Origin of the sequence: Pseudoalteromonas sp. NEC-BIFX-2020_015 (assembly GCF_012952265.1) — a bacterium.
Taxonomy (GTDB): Bacteria; Pseudomonadota; Gammaproteobacteria; order Enterobacterales; family Alteromonadaceae; genus Pseudoalteromonas; species Pseudoalteromonas neustonica.
Genome location: NZ_JABCJL010000001.1, coordinates 305,826 through 328,340, shown reverse-complemented (window position 1 = coordinate 328,340; position 22,515 = coordinate 305,826). Strand labels below are relative to the sequence as shown.

The following is a 22,515-nucleotide window of genomic DNA, read 5'->3' as shown; positions in this document are numbered from 1 at the left end:
TTTTATTAGTTACTTAGTTACTTAGTTTAGTAAGTTGCACTGCCTTTTGTACGAGGGAAGGCGATTACATCACGTACGTTGCCCATACCTGTTACATAAGCCACTAAACGTTCGAAACCTAGACCAAAACCAGAGTGTGGCACTGAACCATATTTACGTAGGTCACGATACCAGCTGTAGTCTTCTTTGTTTAAGCCCATTTCTTCTAAGCGCGCATCGAGTACATCAAGGCGTTCTTCACGTTGTGAGCCACCAATGATTTCGCCAATACCTGGTGCAACTACGTCCATAGCTGCTACTGTTTTGCCGTCTTCATTTTGACGCATGTAGAACGCTTTAATATCACGTGGGTAGTTTTTGATTACCACTGGCGCTTTAAAGTGCTCTTCAGCTAAGTAACGCTCATGCTCAGATTGTAAATCTACACCCCATTCAACAGCGTATTCAAATTTCTTGCCACAGTTTTTAAGAATTTCGACTGCGTCGGTGTAATCAACTTGGGCAAAATCTTTTTCTACAAACTCTTCTAAACGAGATATAGCTGTTTTTTCAACACGTTGAGCAAAAAACTCCATGTCATCACGACGTTCATCAAGTACCGCTTTAAATACATATTTAAGCATGTTTTCAGCAAGTTTTGCGATATCTTCAAGATCAGCAAAGGCAACTTCAGGCTCTACCATCCAAAACTCAGCTAGGTGGCGTGAAGTATTTGAGTTCTCCGCACGGAACGTTGGGCCAAAAGTATAGATTTTTGACATAGCCGATGCGTAAGTCTCACCATTTAACTGACCTGATACAGTAAGAAATGCTTCTTTACCGAAGAAGTCTTCACTGTAATCAACATCGCCTTTATCAGTACGCGGTAAGTTTTGCATATCAAGCGTTGATACACGGAACATTTCGCCAGCGCCTTCACAGTCACTTGCTGTTATAATAGGAGTACTGATCCAATAAAAGCCTTGTTCATGGTAGAAGCGGTGAATAGCTTGTGCTAAACAGTTACGAACACGTGTTACTGCACCAATCATGTTAGTTCGTGGGCGAAGGTGAGCGTGCTCACGTAAGTATTCAATACTGTGGCGTTTTGCTGACATTGGGTATGAATCTGGGTTTTCTACCCAACCTAATACTTGTACGCTATTTGCTTGAATTTCAAATGATTGACCTTGGCCAGCCGATTGTACTAAAACACCTGTAACTGATACAGAGCAACCCGCTGTTAGGTTGGTAACTTCATCATAATTATTAAGTGAATTAGGTACTACCGCCTGAATAGGATCAAAACATGAACCGTCATGAACGGCTAAAAATGAAATTCCTGCTTTTGAATCGCGGCGTGTACGGATCCAGCCTTTAATTGTTACTTGGCTGTCTACCGCAACCTTGCCTTTTAATAGCTCTGAAATCGCTAAGTGGCTCATCTTCACTCCAATGATATAAGTTGCCTACATTATATGTGCTGCATCGCACTTGAACGGTGTATCTTACCTTTGAATGTAAAATAAAAAAACATGTGTGAGCAACTCTTTGCTTATTCTTTTCATTTTTTTATCGTTTTTTTATGCTTTATAGCCAAATGTGTGATTTTTAGTCATAAAAAGCAAACGTAATAGCAATAAAAAACAGAATTACACTGCGATCAATACGTCTTTTATGGCATTATATCCACTCAAGGTGTTTAAATTAACTTGCCAAATATTATAGGTATTATGAAACAAGTCTTTATTTTACGTGGATTACCAGGGTGTGGTAAGTCTTATTATGCTCAAAACCTCGCGGACGAATTAGTTGCTGGTGACCAAAGTCAGTACTTAATTTGTTCAACAGATGATTACTTTTATAATGAGCGAGGAGAGTACCAATTTGATAAATTCAAACAGTCGCAATTTCATAATTTAAATTTAGCGCGATTTATTAATGCATTAGCTCAGTCAATTCCGCTTGTGATCGTGGATAACACAAATATTAAGAAGTGGGAATTTATTGCATATAATCAAGCTGCAATCGCGTTAGGGTATCAAGTAAAAGAAGTGATTGTTGGTGAAGTGAAAGATAAGTCATTGCAGCATCTATATGCAAAACGTAATGGCCATAATGTACCTTTAAAAATGATCAGTAAAATGGCATATATGTTTGAATGGTAGGAACAGTCGGTCCTAATGTAAAGGAAGCTGACGTAATGTGAGCTTCCTTTACATGTAATTTCGCGTTTATGTTAGTTTAGTAATGGCCGTCGTTAATCGCGTTGTAAATGGCAGTTATTAATGTGCTAATATCATCATCGCTTGTTATATATGGCGGCATTAGGTAGATAAGCTTACCAAATGGTCTTATCCAAACACCTTGTTTAATAAAATACGCTTGTATTTTTGCTACATCAACACTTCTGCCTAACTCCACAACACCGATAGCGCCTAACGTTCTAACATTAACGACACCTTCAAGAGTAAGGCAGCACTTTAGTTGGCTCAGCGCGTTGTTTAATTGTGTTATGCGTTTTTTCCAATCTTGATTCATTAGCAGATCAATGCTGGCACATGCGACAGAACACGCAAGTGGGTTACCCATGAATGTAGGGCCGTGCATTAGTACGCCAGCTTCACCATTGCTAATGCCAATGGCAATTTTATCTGTAGTTAACGTTGCCGAGAGAGTCATCATCCCGCCTGTTAGCGCTTTGCCAATACACATAATATCGGGTTCAATATCCGCATGTTCTACAGCAAAGAGTTTGCCCGTACGGCCAAATCCAGTGGCTATTTCATCGCAAATCAGCAATACATCGTATTGATTACATAGCTGGCGCACCGTTTTTAAATAGTGTGGATGATAGAAATTCATGCCGCCGGCATTTTGTACAATAGGTTCAATAATAAAAGCGGCTACTTGGTGATGATGATTTTTAAAATACTCAGTAAGTAGTGTGGCTTCAGATTCATCAAAAGGCTGGTCAAATTTACTTTGCGGAGCAGGCACAAATATATGCTCAGGTAAAAAGCCACTGTATAGGGAATGCATTGAGTTCACCGGGTCACACACACTCATTGCTGCAAAAGTATCTCCATGGTAACCCTTATAAGGCGTCATGAGTTTTTGCTTTGTTGTAATGCCTTGACTTAACCAGTACTGAAGCGCCATTTTTATTGCTACTTCAACACACACAGAACCGCTGTCTGCTAAAAATACTTTTTGTAAATTAGAAGGGGTGATCGCAACGAGTTTTTTACATAACTCAACGGCTGGCTGGTGTGTAATACCGCCAAACATGACATGACTCATAGTGTTCACTTGATTTACGACTGCCTTGGTGAGGTTGGGATGCCCATAACCATGGATAGCACTCCACCATGAAGCCATCCCATCAATAAGAGCTTCACCTGTTTGTAGGTGAATTTTATTCCCGAGTGTATGACTAACAGGGTAAACGGGGAGTGGGTTAACCATGGATGTATAAGGATGCCATATATGCTGGCGATCAAAATCGAGATCGATTGGTTGTTTATTGCTCATTTGTAAACTTCTACTTGCTGGGGTTCGTTGACAATGTTACGTCAAGAAGTAGACTAAGCCAATATCACCGTCATGAAAAATAAAAAGAGAGAGTTATGGAGCTTGCACCAGTTCGTCACGATTGGACACATAAAGAAGTAAAAGCCTTATTCGAAATGCCGTTTAATGATTTATTATTTAAAGCCGCATCAGTTCATCGTGCAAATTTTAATCCAAATGAAGTGCAAATTTCGACTTTGTTATCTATTAAAACGGGTGCGTGTCCAGAAGATTGTAAGTACTGTCCTCAATCAGGTCATTATAAAACAGACTTAGAACGAGAACGCCTTATTGAAGTTGAAAAGGTAGTAGAGCAAGCTCGCTTAGCAAAAGAAAAAGGCGCAACGCGCTTTTGCATGGGGGCTGCATGGTCAGATCCAAAAGACAGAGACATGCCATATATCTCTCAAATGGTAAAAGAAGTAAAAGAGTTGGGTCTTGAGACCTGTATGACATTAGGTATGCTTGATAATGATAAAGCCCATGCGTTGCGTGACGCAGGACTTGATTATTATAACCATAACTTAGACACCTCTCCTGAATATTATGAGCAAATCATTACTACACGTACATTCCAAGACCGCCTAGATACCATAGGTAATGTGCGAGATGCGGGTATGAAAGTATGTTCTGGTGGTATCGTTGGTATGGGTGAGCAAGCTGCTGATCGATTTGGTTTACTTATGCAACTAGCCAATCTACCGCAACAACCAGAAAGTGTCCCTATTAATATGCTTGTTAAAGTAAAAGGCACACCGCTTGAAAATGTGGACGATTTAGATCATTTCGAATTTATTCGTACTATCGCAACGGCGCGTATCATGATGCCACTGAGTTATGTACGTTTATCTGCTGGGCGAAACGCAATGAATGAGCAAATGCAATCAATGTGTTTCTTTGCTGGCGCAAATTCAATTTTTTATGGCGATAAATTACTTACCACAGAAAACCCTGAGGCGGATGCCGATATGAACTTAATTAGAAAATTAGGTATGAATCCTGAAAAGCGCCATGACTATTCAGATGAAGCGTATGAAGCATCGTTGTCATCGGCTGTTGCTGATAAAGCAACCTCTGAGATGTTTTACGAAGCCTAATGCCTTTTTCATACATAAAAACGCATCTTCAGCAACGCGCTGACGATGCGCTATTGCGCCAGCGCCAATTAATAAGCCATTCCACAGGCAGAGAAATCACTGTTAATACACAGCAATACTTAAACTTTGCCAGTAATGACTACCTAGGGTTTGCCGCTGATGTTATCCAGCATGACACAGGTATTGCCTTAGGGAGTAATAGTTCTCCGCTTGTTACAGGTTACGGTATTGAGCAGCACCAACTTGAAACGTATTTGTGTGAGCTAATGGGTTTTGAAGCGGCTATGTTATTCAATAGTGGCTTTAGCGCAAACAATAGTGTGTTAAAAGCGTTATTTCACGATAAGAAAACAGCACAAGAAAGTGCGACCTTCCACGATAAACTCAATCATGCCAGTTTAATTGATGGCGGATTACATAGCCAAGCGGCGATGATCCGTTTTAATCATAATGACATGCAGCACCTGCAATCGCGATTAGAAAAATCATCAGCTAAGCATAAGCTCATTATTAGTGAAGGTGTGTTCTCTATGGATGGCGATCAGGCGCCATTAGCTAAATTAAAGGAATTAGCTAAGCAACATAATGCATGGCTTATGATTGATGATGCGCATGGTTTTGGTGTATTTGGTAATCAAGGATTAGGGACCTGTGAAACAATAAAACCTGACTTGCTCGTTATTACATTTGGCAAAGCACTGGCCAGCAGTGGGGCGTGTGTTTTAGCAAGTAAAGAGCTTGTTGATTATATGCAGCAGTTTAATCGCGATTACATTTACTCTACGGGACTATCGCCATTAATTACTAATTTAACACGCCAACGTATTAAGCAGATTGTAGGTGACGTTGGTGCTCTAAGACGCAATCGACTAGCTGATAATATAGACCATTTTAAGAAACAAGCATTGGCACATAAAATAGCCGTTATGCCATCAATGTCTGCGATTCAACCGATAGTGCTAGGGTGTGCAGAGCAAACCTTAGAAGCTGCCAATAAATTAAAAGAAAAGGGCATTTGGCTGACTGCAATTCGCCCACCAACCGTTCCTTTTAACACTGCGCGTTTGCGAATAACTTTAAGTGCTGCACATACTCATGATGATATTAACCGATTAGTGAGTGAACTTAAGGCTATTTTATGATGGCTGTAGAGCAATTATGTAACACAGAGACTGATAATACTTTTAGCGCTCGGCACGCAAAGCAGATAACTGCGACTAAATTCTCCCGTGCTGTGGCAGGCTATGCTGAGCACGCCAATGTGCAAAAACGCAGTGCAGATGATTTATTTGCTAAGGTTAAATCACACGCTACAGGGATATGTTTAGACTTAGGTGCAGGACCCGGTGTGAATACTGCGCGTTTACAGGTTCTATTTGGCACTACAATCGCGTTTGATTTAAGCTTTGATATGTTAAAACATAGTCAGGCTAGGATGGCTATTTGTGCCGATATGGATGCACTTCCTTTATTAAATAAAAGTGTTGACTGTATATTTAGTAATTTTGCCGTGCAATGGTCGCAAAATTTACCACATTTATTAAAAGAGTTGTATCGGGTTTTAAAGCCAGGTGGGGTAATATACCTAAGTTGTGTTGTCGATGGATCACTGGCAGAGATAAAAACAGCTTTTAATGAAGTTGACTCGCAAAGTCATGTAAATAAATTTCACACGCTTGTACAATTACAGCAGTATATTAGCGCTGCTAAGCTAGATGTCAGCAGTTTAAACCAAACCTGTTACCAAGATAGTTATGAATCTCCCATGGCAGCACTGCGCTCTTTAAAAGCTATTGGGGCAACTAACCAACTTAGCCAACAAAAACGTAAAGGTTTGATGACTAAGCACCGCTTACAGCAAGTGTGTGCCGCTTTCCCATTAGTAAATGAGCGCGCAATTGTTAGTTATCAAGTAGCGATTATGGAACTTAAAAAAATATGAAACAATTTTTTATCACAGGTACCGATACAGATGCCGGTAAAACGCATGTTAGTTGTTTATTATTAAAGTTATTAGCTCAACATAAAAAGCGTGCATTGGGTTTTAAGCCGCTAGCAGCTGGTGCTGAAATAGCCTTTGATGAATTGGTTAATGATGACGCGCTTGCCTTAATGGAAAGTGCCACTGTCAGTGCCAAGTATGATCTAATAAACCCTTTTACTTTTGCACCGCCCATAGCGCCACATATTGCCGCTGCTAAAGTGGATGCAACTATTACTATTGAGGGTATTAGCCAAGCTTATGCAAAGTTAAGTGAGTTAGAATGTGATTATATTCTAACCGAAGGCGCTGGTGGCTGGGCATTACCAATAAATGATACTGATTATTTATATGATTGGGTTTGCAAAGAGCAGTTGCCGGTGATTCTTGTTGTGGGGATGAAATTAGGTTGCTTAAATCATGCATTATTAACAGCGGCACATTTTAAAATGCTGGGTATAAATTGTGTGGGTTGGATAGCTAATCAGATTGATCCTGCTATGAATGAATACCAAGCTAATATAGATTCGTTGAAACTACGTTTGCCATTTCCACTACTTGCTATAAGCCCTTATGCTGACAACCCGCCTAAATTACAAATTTATAAATCTCTCCTTGAAGTTTTATCAATTAAACCATAGGTATACCAAGTCACATAAAACTGTGGTTTTCAGCTGGAGTTAACAGCGATTTAGGCAAGGGGTTGATTACAGACAATAGTTATTCCCTTATTAAAATCAGTCTTTTATAAAAGTAACTTAGTTTAAATCGCTTTCCGACCAACCAGCAGGGCGTTTCACAGGCACTTACTCTATACGTTATTATTCCTAAAAGGGACTGCCATTATCGCGAAGTATAGCCTTGATCTTAAGCTCCTATGAAACGTTGAATCCTGTACCTTGATATGACTTGAGTAAATCACTTGCTTTTATGACATAGTTTGTCACACAATAGCGACCATATCCTATAGTGTCCTTACGATAGTCTGTTCAGTGATATGTAATTTTATTAAGTAGCGGTTTCAAATTTATCTCTAAAAGAGATACAACCGTTACTTAATACAATTGTTGTTACACTGAGGATATTATGAAACGTGTTTTTTTGTTTTTACTAACTAATTTAGCAATCATGCTGGTTTTAGGCATTGTATTGTCTATTTTAATGAGTGTGTTTGGCATTAGTAACCGAAGTTTAGGCGGTATACTAATGATTGCTGCGGTGTTTGGTTTTGGTGGATCGTTTATTTCATTGCTTATGTCCAAATGGATGGCGAAAAGATCGACCGGCGCGTATGTTATTGAACAACCGCGTAATGAAACTGAGCATTGGCTAATGCAAACAGTTGCTGAACAAGCACACAAAGCAGGTATTAAAATGCCTGAGGTAGCGATCTACGACAGTCCTGAAATGAATGCATTTGCAACGGGCCCGAGTAAAAATAATTCATTGGTTGCTGTGAGTTCTGGTTTATTGCAGCACATGAGCCAAGATCAAGCCGAAGCTGTACTAGCCCATGAGGTATCACACATAGCAAATGGTGATATGGTTACGTTGACGCTGATACAAGGCGTGGTAAATACCTTTGTCATTTTTATTGCTAAAGTACTCGCAGGTATTGTTGATAACTTTATAAATAGCGATAAAGAAGAGGGCGGCAGTAGCTGGACTTACTTCTTATTCGACATAATTTTCCAAATGATATTTGGTGTGCTGGCGAGTATTGTTGTGGCTTATTACAGTCGTAGGCGTGAGTTTGCTGCAGACACGGGAGCTGCTAAGTTAGTCGGTGCCGATAAAATGCGCTCTGCGCTTGAGCGCTTAAAACAGAATCACCCATCACAATTAGAAGGATCAATGATGGCGTTCGGTATTGCCAGTGGTAAAGGTGTTGCAGAATTATTCTCATCACATCCACCATTGGATGAGCGAATAGATGCTTTACGTAAATAACTAAATGTTATTAAAAACAAATAAGCCAGCAATGCTGGCTTTTTTGTGGGGTAATTTATTACTTTAAGCGAAGGCTTTAAGTGTTTAATTACACCCTTTTTGAATTGGCTGTGTAGTAACGTTGACGACAAAGTCGTTAAAGTCATTATCGTTTTGGTCTTCCCAGTACTGCTTAGTGCCATGCGTTTTATAAGCTGTTTTTAGTTTACTTGCATTACCATTGACTGCAAGTACATACGTAATTGAGGCGCTTGCTGCAACATCGTAGTAACCAGCTGCACCACGTTCGTCAAGTAGTTTTATGTACTGATTATTAACTTTTATACCCCAATCATTATCGTATCCTGCACTTTCAGACACAAAACTATAATTGATGCGAGTAAAGTTTTCAGGAACACATTGTTCATCATTATTCAATATTGAAGCTGTTACTGAGCTAGAGCCGGTCGCATTTTGTTCTGCTACGGCATTAACGGTAAATGTTTTTGTCTCACTAAAATCATCGTTCTCAGATGTAGGAATACTGATAGTGACACGCGTTTCACCAGCTGGAACCGTAATTAATTGATCAGGATAATTATAATCTGATGATGTGGCTGTATCAGGCGTGGTAGAGATATAAATTTCTATATCTTCTTCATAACTGTTACTTAGCTCTAATTGATAAGATAACGTGTTACCTTCATCAACAGTGTCTGCTATTGCGACTAATGTAAAAGTTGGAATATCTGAAACAGTACAAATAGGCGCTTCATAACACGCAACCGACTCATTAAGGTTCGTTGCTAAATCATTAATACGAACAGGGAAATCTGCAACATGGCAAGTGTTACCAGTATTCTCATTAACTTTATATATTTGTGATTTATTAGAGTGGCCTAAGTCCGTTAACAACGTACGACTTAAAAGGATATCACCTTGCTGATTTAAACTAGCACCGGTTACAGTTGTTAGCTTGTGATCTGACAATTTAGTTGCTGAAAGTGACTCAACATCAACTTTATATAGGCTACTACTAGTAACTAGAATTAACTCGCCATTTTTGTAAACCATATCACCACGCCAAATGCCTTTCGCATTTTCAAGGCCTGAGATTTCACCTAGCTCAGTGGTCTCGGCTGTATCAGGAGAGATCGCATAAAGTTTATTTTTATATGAACCAATTAGTAGGTTATTTTGTTGATCATACGTTAAACGATACATGTTGTTAGTTTTACCCACTTCAACATGTTCATTGGTATTTAAATCAACATAAGCAAGTTTTACATATTTAAACTTGCTACCACTGATAGGTAAAGACTTTAATTCTGTTGAGTTAAAGTCAAGATGGTCTACATCAACTTTATAGCCTGTAGGGCGAGGTGCTGAAATATAGTACAAACGATTAGAATCTGTGACATGTGCTAAAGCTGAAGAGCTATACTTTGCACGAGAGTGGGCTTGAGCTTGCTGTGTAAACTCATCTAGTTTAAATACAATTGCCGTGTCACCACGACCTGCATTAATCCCATAAAGTTGACCTGAACATTGATTTGCATGCGCAACTTGCAAAGAAGATAAAATAGCAATTGATAAAGAAGCAATTTTTAACGATGATTTCATAATAATAGACCTTAAACTTTATTCCATAAACACAGCTACAGTAAATTTGAGGTAATTACAATTTGGTTTATAGCTGTCTTTCCCTAATACCAAATGTGTATTGCTTGTTTCCTATAAGCCTAGCGCATCCATTATTAACCTCAAAAACTAACTTTAGTATCCTAGTCAATGACTACTAAATCAACAAAAATGAGCTTTTAGAAATAATTTATACACAAAATGCTGGTAAGTAGGGATAAATAAATTAGAATAAAGTATTGTTTTTGGTTCTATTAATGGTCCTTGGTTGGTAATTGTTAAGATTCTCTAGCTTGTTGGTTAGGTAACAAACTCTCAATTATTTCACGGGCGGGGAGTGTGTGTCTAACACCATTAAACATCACAGATGTGAATTCTTCAATACTCGTGATCCCCGTTAACGTCCAGCCTTCGCCTCTCGTTGGGCAGTAAACGGTAGTAGTCGGTTGGATCACTTCAAAATCTTTACTCATAATATGTTATACCTTTAAACTTGTTAGCTAAGTATCTTAAGGTAATAATAGGCAGCTATAAAGCCATAAGTAACACTTTTAATTATGTTTAGTACATTACAACTGCCTAGAGTTTCATTGAGATTACTAAATCACAAAGATGGTCATTCGCTTTGGTCAATATTATCAGATAGACGGGTTGGAGAATTCAACGACTATGATTTGCCATTAAGCCGAAGTGACGTAAAACAAATGATCCAAGATGACATCAGCGGCTTTTACGAACAAAAAGTAGTAAGGCTTGCCATTATTGAAAGTACAACAAATGCATTTATAGGCAGTGTGGGTATTTATGATATTAATGGTGACTCTGCGTGGCTGGGTTTTGAATTAGCCCCGCACTATTGGCAGTGTGGCTATATGTTTGAAATACTTGAACTGCTGATTAATAAAAGAATGTTGGAAACGGGCTTCCCAGATTTTACTCATCAAATACAGACCTTTCAAGCTAATGTATCACCGCACAATATAGCGTGTATAAAACTACTCTCCAAGCTTGGTTTTGAACTTAAAGAAAATACTGTGTGGATGCGCACCATTATTTAATGCTCCATTTGATTAACAGTACCGTTGAATCAGTTAATATACATGGCACTGTTTTTATATACAGTGTTCGTTTTTATTGTAAGCGGATAGCTTGGTTAGCTTGAGAACACATCATACAGCTGGTGGCTCAATAAAAATGCTTGCTGTCAGAATAGGGCACTTTAGTTGGGCATGCTGACATGGCTATAATTTTGTGACGCATTTATCTAACTTATTAAATTATATATATAAAAAATTAAAACTGAGCTTCTCAAGAGTAATAAGGTCCGCTTTGTATAAGGCTTTCTAATATATAAAGTAAATAGGCCTTCAAAACTTTGGTTAAGTATTAAACATGCTTGTCTTTACGATTTATTTGATTATGCATAACCAACTTTAAGCGGTATGTAAAGGCACTGAATTAAAACGACTTCGACAGCATGTAGAGGATATGATTTTTCGAATAATGTTGGCAATTGTGCATGATGAAGATGTAGTTGAATGAGCCCATTGTGGTAGTTACGAATTCACAAAATACGGAACAACAGCGCGAGGTCTAAAGCGATACAAATACAAAGCCTGCACTCGGACGTTTAATTCACTTTCAGGTACGCCACTATTTAGCATGAAGAACAAGATAAAAGGCATTTGGTTTACAGTCAAGAATGGCATCAATATTCAGTCAAAGAAGCAGCAAATGAACTAGGGCGTGTTGATCTTTCGTGATTGATTTTTCAGCAGGTTGTTTGGTATTTAGGCAAGGCAGCGCCTATGGTGTGTGGTTGTTCCCCATAAATAGGCGATAACGCAGTATAAATGCCAAACATGCGCTGCCCAAAGGGTTCTTCCTAGGGGCGATTGACTCTTTGTTACCTACAGGGATGTAGGTAAGGGGCGTGAGCAGGACGCGGAAGCTTTGCTCGGTTTTTACTTAGCCCGCTAGGTTACAAACCTCGCGCCGCGATTAAATCGCCCCTAGATTGAACAAATTTCAATCCACAAAGGTCAACACGCCCTAGGTATTAATGTAAAAACTGCTTGGCGTTGGCGGCATCAGTTATTATCTAAACCAAGGCAAGCCTTCAGAGTTTCATGGGATTATTGAAGCCGATGAAACCTTTATAAATGAGTCGGTCAAGGGTAAACGCCAATTGGATAGACCAGCTCGCAAACGTGGGGTTTATAAGCCATGACATAACCAAAGTGCCCGTTTTGCTTGCATTAGATCGCAACGGTGCAGTAGCGCAGGCATTAACACTTGAGAGTGCATTGAGTACAGATGGCAACCTGCCTTTCGCGCTTGACCATTAACGACTTATAGCGGTATAGATGGTATATACCATATTCAAACACTAAACAACTGGATGGTGCGCTGTGTTTTAGCACTGTAAATATGAGAGATTGATATGGATTATTTAGTTAAACAACTGCTCATTGGTTTGTTATTTTTAATGACTACAATTATGAGTAGTTTTCATTCTTCGGCAACTGCCATTTGGAAAACTGAAGGATATGGATATGTGTTTGATTTAACGAATCATGTGAAACCACTTGTCTACGATATCAGTGATAATTATTGTCTTTTGAATCATTTTTTAACTGATGAAGCTCAAAGAGATGGTGTAACCATTGATGAAAAAACTAAACAATTAGACTTTGATAAGTTATTCCCTCTATCTGTCACAAAGCTCGATGTATTACCAAAAACTTGTACTTCTAATGAGCTAAATGGCTTTCAAAGCAATAGCAATGTATTCAATAGTCGTCAGGTATTAAGAGTTGTATTAGACAGCTTTTCTTATCATTACGCATTTACTGAAGAAAAAGAGCTAAACTGGAAGGCATTGAAGTCACGGTGGCTCCAACGCGCAGATAACAATACAACCCCTGATGAACTACAACAAATCATTGACGAATTTCTTGAATATATCAGAGATGGTCATGCGATATTGATTGATGGCTCTTTAAATAGGCTAAGCCATTACTCACCGAGAAAGTCTGCTTCAGAAATAAGACTGAAAGAATATCTAGTTGAAAACTCTGAGTTTTCGGATATTTCACAAGTTTACAGGTATATCTATCGGCAATGGATAAAAAATGTAGAATCCTATTTTTCTACCAACAAACCTGCACAATATCTAGCGGATAATTTCCTTATTGCAAAACTCAAAGGTGGTGGTTCGTACTTTAGAGTCGAAAGTTTCGATGCACATGAAACACAGGAAGTAATGCAAAAGATAACGCCACACTTTAATCGCTCTAAAGGAGTGATTATAGACCTTAGGGATAGTTCTGGCGGAAGTGATTTAGTCGCTTTACAAATAATGTCCTACCTTATAGATAAACCACTTCGAATTGGCACTAAAAGCTTCAAAGTTCCAACTGGCATGAGTGAAAAGAAAGGCATACTTGTTTCCCCCGCAAACATTAAACCTTTCGTTGGTAAAATTGTTGTGATTACCAGTCACCTCACGCCAAGTGCTGCAGAGGTGTTTTTAATAGCATTAAAGGCGAGGAATAATGTGATATTCATCGGTGAAAATAGTTATGGAGCCTTAAGTGATGCGTTGATAAAAGCACTACCAAATGGTTGGGGGATTACGTTATCTAATGAGTTTTATGCCGACAGTGAAGGGCAAAGCTATGAATTTGTCGGAGTTCCTGTGGAACATGCATTTGAGTTTCCTAACATCAAAGACCTTGAGGAGAGTAAAGACTCTGCGTTGGAATATGCAATAAAACTTTTAGATGAACAACCCGATAGAAATTAATTTAAGTTGAGCTGCACTTAACAATTGATAAATTGCGTAATATTCAATTACCAACATAGAAAAGGTTCAGCGCCATATAAAAGCTGTGGTTGGAAATGGTAGCCTAATAATATTAGGCTTTAATTACATATTGTGAATTAAGTAGCTTAAAACTACAGTTATAAGCTAGATAATTGCTATTTTATTCATTAACATGCGTAACATTTTTTTTGGATCGGGGGTTGTTTGATTCAAACCTGAAATAATTGTCATAAAATAACAATCCATCATTATAGACGCTTTAATGTCATCAAATTGAGGTTGTTCACTAAATAGTAGTGCTTTAAAGTCATTTATTTGCAGCTCAAAAAACTCAGTTTGCCAAATCATATCGCTAATTAGTATTTTACTAAATTCAATATTACTACAATAAAATTCAAATAACGGTTGGGCGTAATGATGTAATTTCAATCGAGGTGAATGTTGAACATCGGTCTCTTTTGACTGCATGATTATTGTGCCTATCTGCTGATGCATACCAGCTTTAAGTAGGTCAATTTTGTTTTCAAAATGACTAAATACCGTGCCGGCTGCAACACCTGCATTATTAGCTATTTGCCGTGTAGATGTTTGCTCATAGCCTTGATTTAAAAATAAGAGCCAAGCAGAATCTAAAATTTTATGCCGTGTTATATTTTTTTTATTCATTTATTTCATTACTTTATTTGTTTTTTAGAGTGACTTAAATTACATAGCTTGATTTATTGAGCGCGCTCAATTATATTTGTGAGCGCGCTCAATAAAAAGGAAGTAAAATGAATTTTTTCAAACGTGTTATCGGTTATGTTTTATTTTTACCATTCATCGGTTTTTATTCTTACATGTTAGGCCCGTTACTTAAAGGTATATTGATCCCTGGTGGCTTGATCATGCTGTGGCTTATTTTAGGCCCAAAAGAGGGGTATCTTGCCTTAAAAAAAGCGTTTATAACAAAATGATTATTTAGCCCTTCATCTTGTTCGCCTGGTTTAAGTGTAGTCACTGTGCTTACCTATAATAGAGATGTGACTTGTTATCTATTTTTTGATACGTTTTGTGAACTCTAAAATCTCATTACAAAGAACGAATGAAAATAAATAAAAGTCATATAATTACTTTTTGTTTAGTCATTGCATTGGTGGGAGTGATTACACTTACTGCGCGTTATAATGATCATTATGTATCCTCCTTTATGGATATTACAATAGAATCTAATGTATTGAATGAGTCAAGAAAGGTATTTATTCGATTACCTGAGAACTTTGATTCAAATAAAGCTTACCCGTTAATTATCAGGACTGATGGTAATTTTAACTTAACAAAATGGGATGCTGTGCTTAACGAACACACTAAAAATGGAGTTATATTAGTGTCAATTCCAAATCAATTTTGGGAATTCACACGTAATAGAGATTTAGTGCCGCCATATGCTCGACAAGATGTAAATACTGATGCTAGACCTGAGCCGAATTTTGAAGCGCGAGGTGAGGCTGATAAATTTTTACAATTTATTGAAATTGAATTACTCCCTTACCTGTCTTCAAATTATAAGCTAACAGATGATCGTATCTTAAGTGGTTTTTCAGCAGGCGGTAGTTTTGTACTTTACACATTGCATACAAAACCAGAGCTTTTTAATGGTTATTTCGCGTTTAGCCCTGCTGCGTGGTATGACGATATGACTGTTGTAAAACACTTTACTGATTTTTTACAAACATCGTTACACGAGTTACATCGGCCAACTTATTTGTACATTTCAGTTGGTGGGGCTGAGCATCCACTAATGCACATGCAGAGCATTCTGAGAACCCAGCATTAAGCGTCGAAAGTGCGCTAACTCGCTATAATAAATTTATAGAAAAATGACGCGTATATGCAAAGTATTGAACAGAAAAACTCCTTATTAGTATCCTACATGATAAAGAACACATCATACATTATTTTTTGATAATCGTAATCTCAACAAAGGTGCAAGGCTCATTAATAATTACCAAAGGAAAGTTTACTTCAGGAGTATGTTTACTTTCATTATTTCTATGGCTACAACGATTAAAAGAACTAAAGAAAAGAGTGTGGATCAGTAAAGTCAGAAATAAGCAGAACATGTAAGCTCTGCTTATTTAAATTTTATAAAGTATAGTTAAATCCAAATGCTATACCATCATCTTCAGATTGCTCCATTGAAGCTTGTTGCTGTTTATTGCTACTTGTAAAATCGCTAAAGTCTTTACGCGCTTCAATATATACAATTGTGTCTTCATCGAAAAGGTAGTGCAAGCCAGCTACCGCAAACTGACGCTTAAATACATCGTTTGGGTTGGCATTGAAGTTTGGTTGAATTACGTAGTCAGCACCTGCATTAAATACGTTGTAGGCTACAAATGGTCTAAAGTCGTTATCAAACCTGTAAGAGACAAAAGTCTCAACACCAATAGCATCTTTGATTAACCGGCCTAAATTATCAGTGTCGTGATTTTTATTTTTATTTATATTTGCTGCAACATAAAGGCCGCGAGAACTGATTTTACCAAAGGTAATACCTGCACCATATATTAAGTCAACGACAGACTTATTTTGACCATCTCCGTAGGCAATATTAAATTCACCACGGTTGACACCTGCGGTAAGTTTTATCTTATTTGTCATTGAGTAGGTCAGCGCAGCGCCGTAAGTTGAATTAAATTCTACCTTTTGGGCCGCTGTATTACCTGAATTCCACAGATCTTCACATGCTGATTGTGATATTGCGTCAATATCACAGGTATAAAAGTTATCATTTTTCAATTGTACTTGTGTGGCAATGCTAAAATCACCAAATGTGTTTCGGTATTGCAGTAGCTTATCACCTCGACCGGTGCCATTTACAGCGCCATCGTCTTTATTATATGTATATACACCGGCGGCATTTCCGTCCCAAACAAGGCTGTAGTTGGTACTATAAACAACGTCATACCAAGCTCCCCACTGTTTACCAAGAGTCAGCTGGCCATATTTTTCATGTGCTAAGCCCACATAACCCAATCGGTTATATAAAAACTCATCTTGAATTGATTCAAAGCGGTTATTATAAATAATGTCGCTACTGCCAACAGGGTTTACTCCCCATTCAAGTAAGGCTAACGCCGTCCATTCATCGTTTAGTTTTCTACTGAAATCAAAATTAATTCGTGATGCACCATTTACAATTTCTGTTTGCCCTTGCGTATTAATAACGCGCGCATCGATAAACCCACCTATGGTAACGGTATTTTTATCATCCTTATAAATTTCGATAGCATAGAGATTTGGCGTAATTAAAATACTCGTGAGAGTAGCGGCAACTAATATTTTCTTCATGCGGTACTGCCTTGTTTAAATTATTTCATATTGTGTGTTTAACGGCGAAGACTAACAAAGCTCTATTTGGGTCTAAAGTGAAAAAAAATCATTTAAAAAGCATGGAGGAAATTTAACTGTAAATTAATCGTAAACAGGGTTTTAAGTTCGCTAAAATTCAATAAAATAGCAGTTCTTTTGGGTTGGTTTTATTTAATAATAATGCTATTCAGGCTTTTGCTATTACACTAATAATTCATAGAAAAATTGCGTTATTTAGTTTAAACTCTAGCCAATTTTATTCCTTTGTTTTCCCCTTGGAGGGTAGCGCTATCATTAGTACAGCTAACATCACCATGCAATTTGGTGCTAAACCATTATTTGATAATATTTCAGCTAAATTTGGCGAAGGAAACCGTTATGGTTTAATTGGCGCTAATGGTTGTGGTAAATCAACATTTATGAAAATTTTAAGTGGTGAGCTTGAACCATCAGCTGGCAATGTAAGCACTGATCCAAACGAACGTGTCGCTAAACTTAATCAAGACCAGTTTGCTTATGAAGAATACTCAGTAATCGATACTGTGATCATGGGCCATAAGGAATTGTGGGAAATAAAACAAGAGCGTGACCGCATTTACGGCTTGCCAGAAATGAGCGAAGCCGATGGTATGAAAGTTGCCGATCTTGAAACAGAATTTGCTGAAATGGATGGTTATTCTGCTGAATCAAAAGCGGGTGAATTACTTTTAGGTGTTGGTATTGCGACTGAGCAACACTACGGTCCTATGTCTGAAATTGCGCCGGGCTTTAAACTACGCGTGCTATTGGCTCAGGTATTATTTTCAGATCCAGATATTATGCTACTTGATGAGCCTACCAATAACTTGGATATTTACACTATCAAGTGGCTTGAAGACGTTTTAAACCAACGTGACTGTACAATGATCATCATCTCGCATGACCGTCATTTCTTAAACTCAGTGTGTACACACATGGCCGATATTGACTACGGTGAATTACGCATTTACCCAGGCAACTATGATGAGTACATGTTTGCAGCAACACAAGCCCGAGAACGTTTACTAAGTGAAAACGCTAAAAAGAAAAATCAAATTGCAGAACTTCAACAGTTCGTTTCTCGTTTCTCTGCGAATGCATCTAAAGCTAAGCAAGCAACTTCGCGTGCTAAGCGCATTGATAAAATTCAGTTAGATGAAGTTAAAGCATCATCGCGCCAAACCCCATTTATTCGTTTTGAGCAAGAAAAACAACTATTCCGTAATGCATTAGAAATGACAAATCTTGGCCAAGGTTTTGACGATATGCTTTTCACCGGCCTTGAAGGCTTAGTTGAAGTTGGCGAACGAATTGCGATTATTGGTGAAAACGGTGTGGGTAAAACAACACTTTTAAATACGCTGGCAGGGCGCTTAGCACCTAAACAAGGTGAGTTTAAGTGGTCTGAAAATCACAATATAGGGTATTACGCGCAAGATCATGCTGATGAGTTTGATACAGATCTCAATTTGTTTCAATGGATGGAGCAATGGCAACAAGAAGGTGACGATGAGCAAGTTGTTCGTAGTTTCTTAGGCCGTATGTTATTTTCACAAAATGACATAACTAAATCTGTTAAAGTTATCTCTGGTGGTGAGCAAGGTCGAATGCTGTTTGGCAAGATTATGATGCATAAGCCAAACATCCTATTAATGGATGAACCAACTAACCACATGGATATGGAATCAATTGAAGCGCTCAACCTTGCGCTTGAAGCATATGAAGGTACGTTACTATTCGTATCCCACGACCGTCAATTTGTATCATCTGTTGCTACACGTATCTGGGAAGTTAAAGACGGTAAAATAATTGATTTCAGAGGCACTTATTCTGAATACTTAGCGAGTAAAGAAAGCTAAATTTTAATTCGTTCAAAAAAAGCCATGCCTGTCATGGCTTTTTTGTTTTTTGATACTTGCAATTTAGCCATTAATACACAGGCCTGCAGAAAGATTACATTCCACGTTTCCCCATAGCTTAATAGTCAGCGTGACTTCGCAATAATGGCGATCCCTTTTAAGGAGTAATAACGCAGAAAGTAAGTGCCCGTCAAACGCTCTCAAATTGGTTTAAAAGCTGTTTGTATTACGTTACCGATTTTAACAAGATCACAGTCATTATTTGCTTCAATGCCTTGCTTAAATCGCTTTTAATGCTAACGACACTCGCATCTTGATGTGGCTTGGGTATATAATACGTGCCATAAATGCGGACATAAGTCCGCTATTAGTACAAAACTATTACTGAGGAGTATTTATGAGTGTTGTTGGCATTATTATGGGTTCCAAATCAGATTGGCCAACTATGGAACACGCAGCGATTATGCTAGATAAGTTTGGCATTGCATACGAGACTAAAGTTGTTTCTGCGCATCGCACTCCTCAACTGCTTGCTGATTATGCAAGTTCTGCGGCAGAGCGCGGAATTAAAGTTATTATCGCTGGTGCTGGCGGTGCTGCGCATTTACCTGGTATGGCTGCGGCCTTTACCTCGTTACCAGTATTAGGTGTTCCTGTGAAATCAAAAACACTCAATGGGGTAGACTCATTATTATCTATTTGTCAGATGCCAAAAGGCGTTGCAGTGGGTACTTTAGCCATAGGTGATGCCGGTGCTGCAAATGCAGGTTTATTAGCCGCACAAATTTTAGGGTGTCATCAACCTGAGATGTTTGCAAAAATCGAAGCGTTTCGTAAAGAACAAACTGAAACAATTTTAGCTAATCCAAACCCTGCAGAGTAATATGACTATTTTAATTTTAGGTGCAGGTCAGTTAGCACGCATGATGTGTTTAGCGGGTGCACCACTTAATTTAAATGTGGTTGCTTACGATGTTGGTAGCCAAAAAGTTGTCCATCCATTAACGGGTGAAGTTTATACCACAACATTAACTCAAGCAATTGATCAAGCAGATGCAATTACTGCTGAGTTTGAACATATCCCTGATGACGTACTTACATTATGCTGTGCAAGCAATAAGTTTTACCCAGGTAAAGCCGCCATTAAAACAGGGGGCGATCGTGCTCTTGAAAAAGCATTGCTTAGTAAAACATCTGTAAAATGTGCGCCTTATCAGTTAATAACAGAAAAAGCTCATCTAGAACAAGCCGTTATTGCTTTAGGCAAACCGTTAGTGATTAAAACGTGTCAAGCTGGCTATGATGGGAAAGGTCAATGGCGATTAAAGTCAGATGAGCAAATCGAACAAATTTGGTCTGAAATGGCTGACTTTATAGCATCAGGGACCGATATAGCGCCGCATTCTATTATCGCTGAGCAAATGATCCCTTTTGATCGCGAAGTATCGATTATTGGTGCGCGAGACAAAAGCGGTAATACCGTTATTTATCCGTTAACTGAAAATCAGCACACCAATGGTGTACTAACATTATCAATTGCTGGGAAAGAGAAGACGACTATCCAACAGCAAGCTGAAGATGCCTTTAACAAATTAGCGACTGAGCTTGATTATGTTGGTGTATTAGCGATTGAGTTCTTTGATGTTGATGGGCAATTACTTGTGAATGAAATTGCCCCACGTGTTCATAATTCTGGTCATTGGACACAACAAGGTACACACAGCAGTCAATTTGAAAATCATATGCGTGCCGTTGCAGGATTACCACTTGGTAATACGCAATTACAACGAGTCACTGCAATGATAAACGTATTAGGTCAAGCCGCTATACCTACGCAGGTACTCAGCGTACCCGATGTAACAAGCCACTGGTATGGAAAAACTGCGAAACCAGGTAGAAAAATGGGTCATATAAATGTCTCAGCAGCAACCCTCCATGAGCTAGGGGAGCGCTTAGCGGAGCTCTCAGAGCATCTTCCTGAGGAAGATTATCCCGGAGTGCTTACCACCAGCACCGCGCTGATTTTAAATTAGTTATAAGCCGAGTTTATCTCGGCTTTTTTAATAGTACCTAAAAAAGGATGTTGCCAATGATAAGCGCTAGGTATCGAGCCATTGTATTTGCTTTTTTTATGGCATTGTTTATGTCTGGTTTTATGTCGTTAGTTATTTCAATTTTTAATGTTGGCATAATTGATACTATTATATCTGTGTGGCTAAAAGCGTGGATCTTTGCATTTTGTATCGCGTTTCCAACTGTTACATTTGTAGCCCCAATGGTTGATAAGCTTACCGCTAAGTTAGTACGTCCATAGGATTGAAATGTCTTTATCAAACACGATAACACAACCTTTGTACCTTATTTTACTTGCTCTGTGTATTACACCTTGGGTTGGTGCTGGCAGTGCTCTGATTATTGGCGCGGCTTTCGCCATATTTTTAGGAAACCCTTTCGCCGACTTATCTCAAAAAGCCAGTAAGTGGATGTTAAAAGCGGCGGTTGTTGGCCTGGGTTTTGCCGTTGATTTTAACCAAGTAATAGAAGTGGGGCGAAGCTCACTTGTATTAACAATAGTCAGTATCACCGCGATTATTGGATTAGGTGAAATTTTAACACAAGTTTTTAAACTTAATCGTAATACCGGCGTGCTAATATCCTTTGGCACGGCAATTTGCGGCGGTAGCGCCATTGCCGCTATGGCGCCAGTTATAAAAGCAAAAGATCATGAAGTTGCCGTTGCCCTTGGGGTGGTATTTTTGCTTAATGGCGTTGGGCTATTGTTATTTCCCAGTATCGGCCATTATTTTAACCTAAGCCAAGAACAATTTGGATTGTGGGCTGCTTTAGCTATTCATGATACCAGTAGCGTAGTGGGTGCATCGGCTACGTATGGTGCAGTTGCACTGAGCATTGCCACTACAGTCAAGCTTACTCGTGCAATGTGGATCATTCCGTATACCACATTAGCAGGGGTATTTTGGCGCTCAGAAGAAAAAGCCAGCATTCCTTTATTTATCATCGGCTTTTTAGCCGCTGCATTGATCAACACCTATTTACCGCAATTTTCAGAGGCCTGGCAACTTATCAATAGTGCGGCAAAACAAGTATTAGTGATGACTTTATTTTTAATTGGCAGTGGGTTATCGCTTGCAGTATTAAAGCAAGCAGGACTTAAGCCCTTTATAATGGCGACATTTTTGTGGATAGTGGTAAGCAGTGTCATTTTATTATTAATTTTAGATGGATTCATATAAT

The 22,515-nt window shown here is 38.5% G+C and carries 21 protein-coding genes and 1 pseudogene; 16 read left to right on the top strand and 6 right to left on the bottom strand.

Annotated features, from left to right (window positions below; translation table 11 throughout):
- Positions 1-26 precede the first annotated feature (26 nt).
- A complete protein-coding gene (gene asnS / locus HH219_RS01440; protein WP_054453000.1) occupies positions 27-1,424 on the bottom strand; it encodes an asparagine--tRNA ligase in 1,398 nt (465 codons plus the stop codon).
- Between the two features lie 288 nt (positions 1,425-1,712).
- On the opposite strand from asnS, the gene HH219_RS01435 reads away from it, so the two are divergent.
- A complete protein-coding gene (locus tag HH219_RS01435; RefSeq protein WP_054204622.1) occupies positions 1,713-2,147 on the top strand; it encodes an AAA family ATPase in 435 nt (144 codons plus the stop codon).
- Between the two features lie 76 nt (positions 2,148-2,223).
- Here HH219_RS01435 and bioA read toward each other — a convergent pair whose 3' ends face one another.
- A complete protein-coding gene (gene bioA, locus HH219_RS01430; protein WP_169326414.1) occupies positions 2,224-3,513 on the bottom strand; it encodes an adenosylmethionine--8-amino-7-oxononanoate transaminase in 1,290 nt (429 codons plus the stop codon).
- 95 nt (positions 3,514-3,608) lie between these two features.
- On the opposite strand from bioA, the gene bioB reads away from it, so the two are divergent.
- The 5 genes from bioB (at position 3,609) to htpX (ending at position 8,580) form a co-directional block, all read left to right on the top strand.
- Positions 3,609-4,649, top strand: a complete 1,041-nt coding sequence (bioB, locus tag HH219_RS01425; protein ID WP_054204620.1) for a biotin synthase BioB — start codon at positions 3,609-3,611, stop codon at positions 4,647-4,649.
- Complete coding sequence (locus HH219_RS01420) at positions 4,649-5,791, top strand: 8-amino-7-oxononanoate synthase (RefSeq protein WP_169326413.1); 1,143 nt, start codon at positions 4,649-4,651, stop codon at positions 5,789-5,791. The genes bioB and HH219_RS01420 overlap by 1 nt, the downstream gene beginning before the upstream one ends.
- Positions 5,788-6,591 carry a methyltransferase domain-containing protein gene (locus tag HH219_RS01415; RefSeq protein ID WP_249118417.1) on the top strand — a complete coding sequence of 268 codons (804 nt, stop codon included), beginning with the start codon at positions 5,788-5,790 and terminating at the stop codon, positions 6,589-6,591. The genes HH219_RS01420 and HH219_RS01415 overlap by 4 nt, the downstream gene beginning before the upstream one ends.
- The gene (bioD, locus tag HH219_RS01410; protein WP_169326412.1) at positions 6,588-7,271 is read left to right on the top strand and encodes a dethiobiotin synthase; all 684 of its coding nucleotides are present in this window, start codon (positions 6,588-6,590) and stop codon (positions 7,269-7,271) included. The genes HH219_RS01415 and bioD overlap by 4 nt, the downstream gene beginning before the upstream one ends.
- Before the next feature lie 445 nt (positions 7,272-7,716).
- Positions 7,717-8,580, top strand: coding sequence for a protease HtpX (gene htpX / locus HH219_RS01405; protein ID WP_169326411.1), 864 nt, complete (start codon positions 7,717-7,719; stop codon positions 8,578-8,580).
- 84 nt (positions 8,581-8,664) lie between these two features.
- On the opposite strand, the gene HH219_RS01400 is transcribed toward htpX, so the two are convergent.
- Entirely contained in the window at positions 8,665-10,182 is a 1,518-nt protein-coding gene (locus HH219_RS01400; RefSeq protein WP_169326410.1) for a hemolysin, read from the bottom strand.
- Positions 10,183-10,478: 296 nt separating this feature from the next.
- Positions 10,479-10,673 carry a hypothetical protein gene (locus HH219_RS01395; RefSeq protein ID WP_054204615.1) on the bottom strand — a complete coding sequence of 65 codons (195 nt, stop codon included), beginning with the start codon at positions 10,671-10,673 and terminating at the stop codon, positions 10,479-10,481.
- 117 nt (positions 10,674-10,790) lie between these two features.
- Here HH219_RS01395 and HH219_RS01390 point away from each other — a divergent pair, with 117 nt between their 5' ends.
- From HH219_RS01390 to HH219_RS01380, 3 genes are all read left to right on the top strand, one after another.
- The gene (locus HH219_RS01390; protein ID WP_249118416.1) at positions 10,791-11,258 is read left to right on the top strand and encodes a GNAT family N-acetyltransferase; all 468 of its coding nucleotides are present in this window, start codon (positions 10,791-10,793) and stop codon (positions 11,256-11,258) included.
- A 1,104-nt stretch (positions 11,259-12,362) separates the two neighbouring features.
- Complete coding sequence (locus HH219_RS01385) at positions 12,363-12,548, top strand: hypothetical protein (RefSeq protein WP_169326408.1); 186 nt, start codon at positions 12,363-12,365, stop codon at positions 12,546-12,548.
- Between the two features lie 95 nt (positions 12,549-12,643).
- Positions 12,644-14,008 (top strand): S41 family peptidase, encoded by a 1,365-nt coding sequence (locus tag HH219_RS01380; protein WP_169326407.1) that lies wholly within the window; start codon positions 12,644-12,646, stop codon positions 14,006-14,008.
- A gap of 165 nt (positions 14,009-14,173) precedes the next feature.
- Here the strand turns inward: HH219_RS01380 and HH219_RS01375 are convergent, their stop codons facing one another.
- On the bottom strand, positions 14,174-14,695 hold the full coding sequence (locus HH219_RS01375) for a TetR/AcrR family transcriptional regulator (RefSeq protein WP_169326406.1): 522 nt from the start codon (positions 14,693-14,695) through the stop codon (positions 14,174-14,176).
- A gap of 107 nt (positions 14,696-14,802) precedes the next feature.
- Between HH219_RS01375 and HH219_RS01370 the strand changes: the two genes are divergently transcribed.
- Positions 14,803-14,985, top strand: coding sequence for a hypothetical protein (locus HH219_RS01370; RefSeq protein WP_054204610.1), 183 nt, complete (start codon positions 14,803-14,805; stop codon positions 14,983-14,985).
- A gap of 128 nt (positions 14,986-15,113) precedes the next feature.
- Positions 15,114-15,892: pseudogene (locus HH219_RS01365) on the top strand (alpha/beta hydrolase-fold protein).
- Positions 15,893-16,153: 261 nt separating this feature from the next.
- On the opposite strand, the gene HH219_RS01360 reads toward HH219_RS01365, so the two are convergent.
- On the bottom strand, positions 16,154-17,362 hold the full coding sequence (locus HH219_RS01360) for a porin (RefSeq protein WP_169326405.1): 1,209 nt from the start codon (positions 17,360-17,362) through the stop codon (positions 16,154-16,156).
- Between the two features lie 311 nt (positions 17,363-17,673).
- On the opposite strand from HH219_RS01360, the gene HH219_RS01355 reads away from it, so the two are divergent.
- From HH219_RS01355 to HH219_RS01335, 5 genes are all read left to right on the top strand, one after another.
- Positions 17,674-19,260, top strand: a complete 1,587-nt coding sequence (locus tag HH219_RS01355) for an ABC-F family ATPase (protein WP_169326439.1) — start codon at positions 17,674-17,676, stop codon at positions 19,258-19,260.
- Between the two features lie 397 nt (positions 19,261-19,657).
- Positions 19,658-20,143 (top strand): 5-(carboxyamino)imidazole ribonucleotide mutase, encoded by a 486-nt coding sequence (purE, locus tag HH219_RS01350; RefSeq protein WP_054204607.1) that lies wholly within the window; start codon positions 19,658-19,660, stop codon positions 20,141-20,143.
- 1 nt (position 20,144) lies between these two features.
- Entirely contained in the window at positions 20,145-21,293 is a 1,149-nt protein-coding gene (locus HH219_RS01345) for a 5-(carboxyamino)imidazole ribonucleotide synthase (protein WP_169326404.1), read from the top strand.
- Between the two features lie 56 nt (positions 21,294-21,349).
- Entirely contained in the window at positions 21,350-21,574 is a 225-nt protein-coding gene (locus HH219_RS01340) for a DUF2798 domain-containing protein (protein WP_054452976.1), read from the top strand.
- A gap of 7 nt (positions 21,575-21,581) precedes the next feature.
- Positions 21,582-22,514 (top strand): putative sulfate exporter family transporter, encoded by a 933-nt coding sequence (locus tag HH219_RS01335; protein ID WP_099458965.1) that lies wholly within the window; start codon positions 21,582-21,584, stop codon positions 22,512-22,514.
- Position 22,515 lies beyond the last annotated feature (1 nt).